The following is a 10,960-nucleotide window of genomic DNA, read 5'->3' on the forward strand; positions in this document are numbered from 1 at the left end:
AAGCGCGCCGCCGCCGAGCTGGCAGCCCGCGTCCGCGCCGAAAACGGCGAGCGGGCCTGAGCCGCAGCAGGACGAACGTGAGCCGTCTCCGCTGGTCGGGCGGCGCGTAAGCCGATCGAAAGGTGTCGCCTCCTAGCGTCGCGATCGTGGCCCGGTGCGGATCGAAGCGCCGGGAAGATCCTGGAGGTGGACCCGTGCATCGCTTCGCCGCGTTCCTGCTGCGGCACCGCGCGCTGACAGCCCTGGTGCCCCGGTCTCGACCGGGTGCGGCTGCGCAGGCGCCGGATCGAGACCGAGGATGCGCCGAAGTTCTGGACCAAGGCCGCGCGGCGCATCGTCCGCCGACCCCGGATCGCGGCGGCACTCGGCGCCGCGATCCTGACCGCCCTCAGCGTGATCGGCCTCGGCATCAACATCAACAGCGCCCCGGCCGGAAACCTCGCGAACTCGGGACCCGCGCATGACGGCCTGCTCGCGATGCAACACGACGGGTTCCCCACCGGTGTACTCACTCCAGTGCCCGTGCTCGTCCCGCACGGCCAGGACCCCGCGTCCTTCGCGGCGAGCCTGCGCGGCCTGCCCGACATCCACGGCGTGCTCACGCCTGCCGACCCGGCCTGGGCGCACGGCGGCAGCAGCGTCGTGACCGTGCTGCCGAACACTGAGATCGGCACCTCGTCCGCCGGCCCGTCCCTCGCCGAGGTCCACGCGCACGCCCCCGCCGGGGCGCTGGTCGGCGGCAGCCAGGTCCAGGCCGCGGACGTCGCCCACCAGATCGGCCAGTACTTCCCGATCCTGCTGGGTGTGGTCGCACTGATCACGTTCGTGCTGCTCGCGCGCGGCATGCGTTCGCTGCTGCTGCCGGCCAAGGCGGTTCTTCTCAATGTTCTGTCGGTCGGCGCCGCGTACGGCGTGCTCGTGCTCATCTGGCAGCACGGCATCGGCTCGCAATCCATCTGGGGAGTGCCGGCCACCGGATCGATCAGCGCATACGTGCCGATGCTGTTGTTCGGCTTCCTGTTCGGCGTCTCGATGGACTACGAGGTCTTCATCCTCGCCCGGATGCGCGAGGCGTATGACCGCGAAGGCGATACCAAGAAGGCGGTGATCGAGGGCATCGGGCGTACTGGACGGCTGGTCACGAGCGCCGCGCTGATCCTCGTGCTCGCGCTCACGTCACTCTCGATGGCGCCCGATCCGACGGTGAAGATGATGGCCACCGGCATGGCCGCGGGCGTGCTGATCGACGCGCTGGTGGTGCGCACCCTGCTCACCCCGGCGCTCGTGGTCCTGTTCGGCCGCGCCAACTGGTACCTGCCCCGGTGGGCGGCGAAGGCGCTGTTCATCAAGCCCGACGCGCGTGACTCACACGACGAGCACGAATCCGCATCCGACGCGCTGGAAACGGCCCCTCAAGTCGCGCGCGTCCCCTGACGGCGCGACCTCGGGTTCAGACGTAGGCCCGGTCCACGTAGCACCACTGCCAGTCCTCGCCGGGCTCGAAGGAGCGGACGATCGGGTGCCCGGACTCGCTCGCGTGGGCGCCGGCATGCTTCAGCGGCGAGGAGTCGCAGCACCCTACATGCCCGCAGGTCAGGCACAGGCGCAGGTGGACCCAGGGCGAGCCTAGCCGCAGGCAATCCTCGCATCCCTGCGGGGTGCGCGGCTCGACGGACCGGATCATGCCTATGTGCGGGTCTTCCGGTTGTGTGCTCATAGCGCCATTTTCGCGCCACGGCTCGCGTCCCGCCTGCCGTGCCGCGAAAATGGCGCTATGAACACTTCTCCACGGGAGTGGCCGGAGCTCGTCTACCAGGATCTGGCTCCGATGGTCGCCTACCTGAACCGTCTGGTCCAGGTGGGGGGCAAGTACACGCTCGACGAGCCGTTCGAGGTGGGCTGGGGGAACGTGGTACTCGATGTCACGCCGCGGGGGCTGCGCACGCCGACGCTCCGGCAGCAGGACGTGAGCTTCGCCGTGCACCACCGTCTGCTCGACGCGGACGTGGTCATCGAGGCCGACACGGGTTCGCGGACGCTGAGCCTCTCCAGCGGTAGTTCGATCGCTGAGTTCTACGCGGCGTTCTGCCGGGCGGCGGGGGAGCTCGGTATCCGGCCGCCGGGCAGCGAGCTGCTGTGCGAGATCCCCGACGCCGAGCCGAGCTTCGGCGACGACGTCCAGCAGCGCGACTGGGACGAGGAGGCCGCTCAGCTGATGTGGCAGGCGTTGGATCTCGCCGCCGCCGGGCTTGAGACGTGGCAGGCGCCGTACTTGGGGCATCGTCCACGGGTCGGAGTCATGTGGGGCGGGTTCGACCTGTCCGCCACCCGCTATCGCGCCCAGCCCACGCTGCCTCGGCCGGGCCGACCGGCGTTCATGCAGAACGCCGAGCTCGAGGCGTATGTCTCGGTGGGCTTCTCCTTCGGCGGCCCCCAGGCCCCGGCCGCGGGCATGTACGGCTACATCTGGCCCCGGCCGAACGGTCTCGACGGCCGGTCCTGGGGTGTCGACGGCGCCGTCTGGGATCCCGATGCCGGTCTGATGCTGCTGCCGTGGTCCGTGCTGAGGGAACTGGACAACCCGCGCCGCGCCATCGGCTCCTTCGGCGACGCCGTCTACCAGGCCGCGGTCGAGACGGCGGACTGGCCGTCGAACCTGATCGGTTCTCGCTGCGACGGCTGGCACATGAGCAGAACGCCGCCCGCCGCGGCCCGATCGAACCCCTGATCTCTCAGCCCGGCCATCCCGACGGCGGTTCGAGTTCGAACCACACGACCTTCCCGTGCCGGGTCGCTCGGCTGCCCCAGCGGCGGGCCAACTGGTCGACCAGCTGGATGCCGCGTCCGCCCTCCTCGTAGTCGGTGAGCCCGCGCTGGATCGGCCGCTGCGCGTCGGAGTCCGCCACCTCGACCGTGAGCGTCCGGTCGCGGAACAGCCGCAACTGGCGCGGCCGATCGGCGTGCGTGAGTGCGTTCGTCACCAGTTCGCTGACCAGAAGCTCGGCCAACTCGGTCAGTGCGGTCAGCCCCCAGTCCCGCAGCGTCGCCTGGGTGAACCGCCGAGCCTGTCCGGCGACCCGCCGGTCGTCGGACAACGCGAGCGTGGCGATGCGTTCGGGATCCAACGGCACGGCCTTGGCCATGATCAGCGCCACGTCGTCCTCGCCGCCGCTGGGCAGCAGGGCCGAGAGCACGGCGTCGCACTGCTCCTCCAGCGACCGACCGTGGCCGGTGAGCGCGTGCCGCAGCAGATCGATGCCCTCATCGAGATCCCGCCCGCGCCGCTCCACCAGGCCGTCGGTGTACAGCGCCAGGATGCTGCGTTCGGGCAGGCTGAACTCGACGCTTTCGAACGGGACTCCGCCGACGCCCAGCGGAGCGCCCGGCAGAACGTCGATCAGGCGGGTAGTCCCGTCCGGCGCCACGGTCACCGGTGGCAGATGTCCGGCGCTGGCGATCACCCCGGAGCGCTCCACCGGGTCGTACACCGCGCACACGCAGGTGGCGAACTGGTCGTCGCCGCTGCTCGCCGCGACCTCGTCGAGCCGGGTCAGCACCTGCTCCGGGTCCATGTCCAGCGTGGCCAGCGTCCGTGCCACGGTGCGCAACTGACCCATGGTGGCCGCGGCCCGGATCCCGTGCCCCATCACGTCGCCGACCACCAGCGCCACCCGGCCGCAGGAGAGCGGCACGACGTCGAACCAGTCGCCGCCGACCTCGCTGACCACGCTGCTCGGCAGGTAGCGGTGCGCGATATCCGTGCCCAATGTGCGGTGCACGTCCTGGGGCAGCAGGCTGCGTTGCAAGGTCAGCGCGGTCGCCCGCTCACGCCGGTACAGGCGCGCGTTGTCGATGCAGAGTGCAGCGCGGGCGGTCAGTTCCTCGGCCAGGGCGACGTCGGCCTGCCCGAACGGCTCGCGATCCTGCATGCGGATGAACTCCGCGCCGCCGAGAACCACCCCGCGCGCCCGCAGCGGCACCATCAGATACGAGTGGACGCCGGCGGCCAGGCCGGGCGCCACGCGCTCCGGCACGGAGGCGATCCGGCGCAGCGATTCCTCGTCGACGACCGGGATCACCAGCGGACGACCGGTTCGCAGACTCCTGGCATAGCCCTTGGCCGAGTCGAACGTGGAGATCTCCCCGACGGTATCCGCGATCGACCGCAGGCCGGACGGATGGGCCTCGCCGGCGGCGACAGCCTGCAGGACGACCCGTTCATAGAGGGACACCGATCCCGGCTCGTCGCCGCGCACCACCGAGACGAGCAGATCGACCGTGGCGAAGTCGGCGAACCGCGGCAGCACCACCTCGACGAGCTCCTCCGCGGTGCGTTGCAGATCGAGCGTCGTGCCGATGCGCACACTGGCGTCGTTGAGCAGCGCGAGCCTGCCCTGCGCCGCGTTGGCCTGCCGCAGCGCCTCCTGCCGCGCCAGCGCGGTCTCGCGCTCGCGCCGGTAGAGCAGGGCGTTGTCGATCGCGACGGCCGCCCGGGCCGCGAGCTCGTCGCCGAGCGTGATGTCCTGCTCGTCGAGCGGCTCCCGGGACTCCCGGCGCGTATAGGAGACGAAGCCGAGCACGGATCCCCGGGCCACCAGCGGCACGACCCGCACCGGCCGGGACCGGCGCGCGTAGAACGTGGCCAGCCGCCCGGTCGGGTTGGCGATCACCCAGGGCGTTTCGGACGGAGCCACGACCATGGTGCGCCCCTGCCGCAGCGCCTCCGCGTAGGGCGAGCCCGGCTCCAGGCGGTGCAACTGGCCGATGGGGAACTCCTCACGCGGGAAGTCCTCCGCCTCCGCGCTGAAGGCCACCCGGCGTACCAGGAAGGGGTTGCGGCCCAAGGGCTCCGCGGCGCCACCGTCCATCATCTGCCGCTCGAGAACGTAGACGCTGCACACGTCCGCCAGCTCCGGGACCATCGCCTCGACCAGCGACTCGCCCGCCTGGCTCAGGTCCAGCGTGGATCTGATCGCCGTGCCGGCCTCGGCCAGCACCACGAGCCGCTCCCGAGCCCGCGAGGCCTGCTTCTCCGCGTCCTGCCGCTCGGTGATGTCGATGACCGACGAACTGATGCCGAAGACCCGGCCGGCGGCATCCTGCAGGCGGGAGTAGGACGCCGACCATGTGTGGTCGTTCCCGGGCCGCCCGGGCCCCGGACCTTCCGTCCGCGCGTCGACGATCGACTCGCCGGTCGCCAGCACCTGTCGGAGCTGCGTCTCGATCAGGGCCGCGGCCGGTCCAGGCAGCACCTCGTCGACCCGGCGGCCCAGATGTTCGGCGACCGGGAGCCCGTTCGCCTCGGCGAGCGCCGCGTTGACGCGCACGAATCTCAGCTCGTCGTCGTAGACGGCCATGCCGACCGGCGACTGGCTGAAGAAGCTGTCGAGCACCGCCAAGTCGGCCTCGACCTGACGCACCGCGCGCGCGTCCACGGCCGTCGCCAGCACCATCGGCGGGCCGATTCCGGCGTCGATCCGGTACGTGTGCAGCTCCAGCTCGACGTGGTCGCCGTTCCGGTGCCGGACGGGGTAGGTTCCGGACCACTCTTCGCCGCGCAGTATCCCGTCGTACAGCTCCAGGATCTCGGCCCGCCGTTCATCGACCCCGATCAGCCCGATGGCGTAACTTCCCACGGCTTCGGCCGCGCTGTAGCCCAGCAGGGCCTCCGCGCTGGAGCTCCAGTGGACGATCCGCCCGTCGGACTGCAATAGCGCGGTGGCGACCGTCACGAGCGGGTGGCGTCGGGGACGCGCAGTTGAGCGCGTGTCTTTCACGGTTCCAGACTCCTCGGATCGGAAGCGCGACGCGACTCGAAGCCGTCCGCACGGCTGGCGCACTATGGCGCGGACGGCCTCGCCATCTCATGATGGTGTTGTGCGATCCGTCATCGTCCGCAGGGGGCTGGGGCGATGAGCGGCGAAAACGGGTTCGCGGGCGCGGCCGAGGCCGAGCCGCGGATCGCGGTCTCCCGGCTCAACTGGGCCAGCCGGCCCAACGAGGCAGTGGCCGTCGCCGACGAGCTGCTGGCCAAGCTGCATGAGCCGCAGGACATCCTCGGCGTGCAACTCGCCAAGTTGTCCGCGCTGCTCAACATGAACCGGCTGCGGGACTGCCCCGCGGTGATCGACGCCGCTTGGGCGATCATCCAGGAACACGGCGCCCGGCCGGTCGAGGTCGGCGAGTTCCACGCGCTGGCGGCCTTCTTCGCGCACCGTGAAGGCTCCTTGGAGCGATGCGTCACCGACCTGGTACGCGGCGCCCAGGCGCTTGAGGCCGTCGTCCCGGACATCGGCGCCCTCCGGCCCTGGATTTCGATGGCCGTCACGTACTCCTATGTGGGATTCCACCGGCACGCCGTCGCCGCCCAACGGCACGCCGAGGACATCAGCCGGCTGGGCCGCGTCGAGGACCGGCGGCTGGCCGCGCATCCGGAGATCCGGCTCCGCCAGGCCGTGTTCCTCGACCAGCGCGGCGAGACCGGCGCCGCCAAGTCGGTCCTCGGCGACCTCGTCCACCGGCTCACCGCCCAAGACCTGATCGTCATGGAGGTGCCCTACCTCGGCTACGCGATGGCCCGATACGCGGCCCTCGGCGGAAGGATCGAAGCCGACGCCCGGCCGCTGCTCGGCCTGGAGCACGAGCACTTCCCCGAGGCCGTCGAGCTGCGTCAGCTCGGACTCGCCGCGCTCGCCGTCGCGGAAGGCCGGCCGGACGAGGCCCTGGAGCTCCTGGAGAACGCGCGGACGACGCAGACCCGACTGGGCCGCGCGGAGGTCCCGCGACTCAGAGCCCTGGCACACATCGCGGAGGGCGACTTCGCCGCGGCGCACGCGGCCGACCGCGAGGTCACCTATCTGCTGGCCCGGGCGGCCGACCGCGTCTACGACCTCTTCGTCGACGGGATCACGGCCCGGCTGGACTTCGACGAGCTGCGCCGGAACGTGAGCCGCTATGCCGACGAGGCGCAGACCGATCCGCTGACCGGCCTGCCGAACCGCAGACACCTGGAGAGCTACGTCGCCGAACTCATCGGCCGGGGCGTGCACGGAGTGCTCGGCGTCGCCGATCTCGACGGCTTCAAGCAGGTCAACACGGTGCACGGGCACCTGATCGGCGACGAGGTGCTCGAACAGGTCGCGGCGATCCTCGCCCGCGCCCTGCGCCGCGGCGATTTCCTGGCCCGTTACGGCGGGGACGAATTCGTGATCGTGCTGCCCGGCGCGGGCATGGCCGAGGCCCGAGAGGTGGTCGCGCGATTGAGCGCGGCGGTCGCTGCGAACGACTGGAGCAGCCTGGCCCCCGAGACCCCGGTCACGCTGACGCTGGGGTTGGCGTCCCTGGGAGGCCAGGACCTGGCCGAGGCCTTCCACGCCGCGGACCTGCTGGTGCTGGAGGCCAAGCGCGCACAGCCCGACAGCACGTGAGCCACGTGAGCCGTGAACTCATGGGCGACACGAGCGGCATGGGCGCCGTGTAGTCCCGGCCGGGCGCGGGAATGTGCCCCCTTGGCCCGAACGGCCGAACCCACATTTCCACCCGCGCGACCTTCCGGAAAGGAAGGACCCACCCATGCGCAGACCTCGGCTCATCGCCACCCTCACCGCCGTCGCGGCGGTCCTGGCTCTCGGCGGCACCCTCTCCGCCTCGGCCTCCGGTTCCTCGTCGGCGAACGGCGCCGCGTCCCCGGGCACGTTGATCCCGCTGACGGTCGGACACTCGGGAAACCTCAGTGCCGCCAAGCCGAACACCGCGACGAGCTGCAGCTATACCAACGTTCTGCCGGCCGACCGCTACCAGGGCCTGCCGCCGTCGACGCCGAATCGGCAGCCGTACACGGCGCTGCTGGTGACGACTCAGGGCGAGATCGGATTCGCGGCCGAGACGAGCGCCGCGCCCTGCACGACGGGCTCGTTCGCCTTCCTGGCCGAGCGCGGGTACTACGATCTGACGCACTGTCATCGGCTGACCCTGCAGGGAATCTACGTGCTGCAGTGCGGTGATCCCACCGGCACCGGCTCCGGCGGCCCTGGCTACCAGTTCGACGACGAGAACCTGAGCGGCGCCACGTATCCCGCGGGAACCGTGGCGATGGCCAACGCCGGGCCGAACACCAACGGCAGCCAGTTCTTCATCTGCTGGAAGGCTTCGCCGCTTCCTCCGCTCTACACGCCCTTCGGCACGATCACGAGCGGCATGAACGTGCTGCAGAAGATCGCGGCGGCCGGTGACGATCAGCAGAACGGCCCCGGCGACGGCTACCCGAACCGCTATGTCGGGATCCTGCACGTACAGATCATCAGGAACTGATTCTCAGGCTGAATCAGCTCAGGCGACCATCACGACGGGTCGGCGCGCGCCCGCGAACGCGCGGCGCGCGCCGCGGCCGGGCTAGTCTCGGGATCATGAAAGTGCTCGTGCCGACCCCGCTCGGCGACGCCCGGATCACGCGGTTCCCGGCTGTCGGGACGTGCCGCGCGGTGCTGATGCTCGGGCACGGAGCGGGTGGCGGTGTCGAGGCGCCGGATCTGCAGGCGCTGGCGGCCGACCTGCCGACCAACGGCGTCGAAGTCGTGCTGGTCGAGCAGCCGTGGCGGGTGGCCGGCAAGCGGCTCGGGCCTGCGCCCAAGTCGCTCGACGTGGGTTGGCGCGCGGTGATGGATCGGTGGCGGGCAGACCCGTCGACGGGCCCGCGCGATGCGACCGACGACGTACGCGACGTCCCCGTGATCGTCGGCGGGCGCAGCGCCGGTGCCCGGGTCGCGTGCCGGACCGGCGCGGAGACCGGCGCACGTGGGGTGCTGGCCTTGGCGTTCCCACTGCATCCGCCGGGCAAGCCGGAGAAGTCGCGGATCGACGAACTGCTCGGCAGCGGGCTGCCGACGCTCGTGGTCCAAGGGGCGACGGACCCGTTCGGCGCACCCGCCGAGTATCCGCCGCTGCCGCCGAGCCATCGTCTGCTCGCGCTGCCGGCCGGCGACCACAGCTTCGCCGTGCGCAAGGGGCAGACGCCGGTATTCGAGGCGATCACGCGCGCGGTCGCGGAGTGGATCGACCCCCTTCTCGGGTGACGGGGTTTCGGTTGGCCGACCGCCGCCATCGGCTGCTGTTCCCGGAACCAAGGCGTGAAACATAATCCAGTTTCATCACCCGACCGCAACGATCCCCTTTGGTCTGGACCAATTTCTCGCGGGCCGTTGACGGCGTTCGGGCGTGCTGCTGCACTCACTCCCACGGCTGTTTCTGAGTTTTCTCAGAAGCGCTGCGAGTACTTTCCCCACCCGGCGAGGTCGCCTACGTCCGCCGGAGAGCTCGTGCCGAAGGGATCGCACATCACCATGCGTATGCGTATTTCGATACTGAGAGACAGGGACGGCGGCGGCGTCCGGCCGCGGACGGCGGCGCTGGCCCTGGCGGCCGGAACCGCGCTGGCCGCGGGCGGCCTCGGGCTCGCCACGGCGGCTCCGGCCGCGGCCGCGGGCTCCGCCTTCCCCGCCCACTTCGCCGCGCCCTACCTGCAGATCGGCGGTTCGGACGCGGGCGACATGGCCGCGGACATGTCGGCCACCGGCCTGAAGTACTACACCCTGGCGTTCGTCACCTCGCAGTCCGGCTGCACCCCGCAGTGGGAGGACGACGGCTCCGGGATGGGCGCGTTCTCCTCGGAGATCAGCTCCCTGCAAGCGGCCGGCGGCAACGTGATGATCTCGTTCGGCGGTGCGGGCAGCACCGAGCTTGCCCAGTCCTGTACGTCGGTCTCCTCGCTTACCGCCGCATACCAGAACATTGTCAACACCTACGGCGTCAACCGCCTCGACTTCGACATCGAAGGCGGCGTGCTCTCCGACACCGCGTCCACCACCCGCCGCGACCAGGCGCTGGCCGCGCTGCAGGCCGAGGACCCGGCCGTGCAGATCGACTTCACCCTCGCGGTGGCGCCGAACGGCCTGCCCACCGGCAACGGCTCCGAGTACGCGCTGCTGCAGGACGCGAAGAACAACGGCGTCAAGGTGTCCACCGTCAACATCATGACGATGGACTTCGGCGACGGCGAGAACGCGCTCAACGACGCCGAGTCCGCCGCCCAGGCCACCGCGGGCCAGCTCTCCGGGTTGTACGGGATCTCCACCTCGGCCGCGTACAACATGATGGGCCTGACCCCGATCGCCGGGCAGAACGACGACAACGAGTACTTCTCCACCTCCGACGCGTCCACGCTGGAGAGCTTCGCGGCCTCCAACGGCGTCGGCGAGTTGTCCTTCTGGGAGGTGGACTACTACGACAAGGGCACCGGATACCAGTACTCGTCGATCTTCAACAAGATCACCGGGACGACGAGCGGCGGTGGTGGCGGCGGCGGCACGACCGGCCAGATCACCGGCTATCAGGGTCTGTGCCTCGATGACCGCAGCGCGAGCACGGCCGACTCCAACCCGATCCAGGTCTACACCTGCAACGGGACGAGCGCGCAGCAGTGGACCGCGGAGTCGAACGGCTCGCTGCAGACCTTGGGCAAGTGCCTGGACGTGACCGGCGCGGGTACGGCGAACGGCACTCTCGTCCAGCTGTACACCTGTAACGGCACCGGCGCGCAGACCTGGACGCACCAGTCGAACGGCGAATACGTGAACGCGAACTCCGGCAAGTGTCTGGATGACACGGGCTTCGGCGGTTCCGGCACCCAGGTTCAGATCTGGGCGTGCGCCGACTCCTCGAACCAGCAGTGGAGCGCTCCGTGAAGATGAAGCAACGCTTCATCGCGGTCGTGGCGGCCGTCGCACTCGCCCTCGGCATGGGCACGGCTCTGGCGCACCACGCTCAGGCTGCCAGTGGTACCGGGCAGATCACCGGCTATCAGGGCCTGTGTCTCGATGACCGCAGCGCGAGTTCGGCCGATTCCAACCCGATCCAGGTCTACACCTGCAACGGCACCGGCGCTCAGCAGTGGACCGTCGGATCG

At 70.5% G+C, this 10,960-nt stretch carries 9 protein-coding genes; 7 read left to right on the top strand and 2 right to left on the bottom strand.

What is annotated here, in order from left to right; all coding sequences use genetic code 11:
• Nucleotides 1-264 precede the first annotated feature (264 nt).
• Nucleotides 265-1,434, top strand: a complete 1,170-nt coding sequence (locus tag VG296_RS19000) for an MMPL family transporter (RefSeq protein WP_325567392.1) — start codon at nt 265-267, stop codon at nt 1,432-1,434.
• Between the two features lie 16 nt (nt 1,435-1,450).
• Here the strand turns inward: VG296_RS19000 and VG296_RS19005 are convergent, their stop codons facing one another.
• Nucleotides 1,451-1,717 (bottom strand): UBP-type zinc finger domain-containing protein, encoded by a 267-nt coding sequence (locus VG296_RS19005; protein ID WP_325567394.1) that lies wholly within the window; start codon nt 1,715-1,717, stop codon nt 1,451-1,453.
• A gap of 57 nt (nt 1,718-1,774) precedes the next feature.
• Here VG296_RS19005 and VG296_RS19010 point away from each other — a divergent pair, with 57 nt between their 5' ends.
• Entirely contained in the window at nt 1,775-2,728 is a 954-nt protein-coding gene (locus VG296_RS19010; protein ID WP_325567396.1) for a DUF5996 family protein, read from the top strand.
• A 4-nt stretch (nt 2,729-2,732) separates the two neighbouring features.
• Here the strand turns inward: VG296_RS19010 and VG296_RS19015 are convergent, their stop codons facing one another.
• Nucleotides 2,733-5,732, bottom strand: coding sequence for a SpoIIE family protein phosphatase (locus VG296_RS19015; protein WP_325567398.1), 3,000 nt, complete (start codon nt 5,730-5,732; stop codon nt 2,733-2,735).
• A 180-nt stretch (nt 5,733-5,912) separates the two neighbouring features.
• Here VG296_RS19015 and VG296_RS19020 point away from each other — a divergent pair, with 180 nt between their 5' ends.
• The 5 genes from VG296_RS19020 to VG296_RS19040 form a co-directional block, all read left to right on the top strand.
• Nucleotides 5,913-7,427, top strand: coding sequence for a GGDEF domain-containing protein (locus tag VG296_RS19020; RefSeq protein ID WP_325567400.1), 1,515 nt, complete (start codon nt 5,913-5,915; stop codon nt 7,425-7,427).
• A gap of 145 nt (nt 7,428-7,572) precedes the next feature.
• A complete protein-coding gene (locus VG296_RS19025) occupies nt 7,573-8,310 on the top strand; it encodes a peptidylprolyl isomerase (protein WP_325567402.1) in 738 nt (245 codons plus the stop codon).
• Nucleotides 8,311-8,405: 95 nt separating this feature from the next.
• The gene (locus tag VG296_RS19030; RefSeq protein ID WP_325567404.1) at nt 8,406-9,071 is read left to right on the top strand and encodes an alpha/beta family hydrolase; all 666 of its coding nucleotides are present in this window, start codon (nt 8,406-8,408) and stop codon (nt 9,069-9,071) included.
• 273 nt (nt 9,072-9,344) lie between these two features.
• The gene (locus VG296_RS19035; protein WP_325567406.1) at nt 9,345-10,739 is read left to right on the top strand and encodes a ricin-type beta-trefoil lectin domain protein; all 1,395 of its coding nucleotides are present in this window, start codon (nt 9,345-9,347) and stop codon (nt 10,737-10,739) included.
• Between the two features lie 2 nt (nt 10,740-10,741).
• Nucleotides 10,742-10,960 (top strand): ricin-type beta-trefoil lectin domain protein (locus VG296_RS19040; RefSeq protein ID WP_325567407.1); only part of this gene is annotated, 219 nt, incomplete at its 3' end.

Source organism: Actinospica sp., from assembly GCF_035552695.1.
Lineage (GTDB): Bacteria > Actinomycetota > Actinomycetes > Streptomycetales > Catenulisporaceae > Actinospica.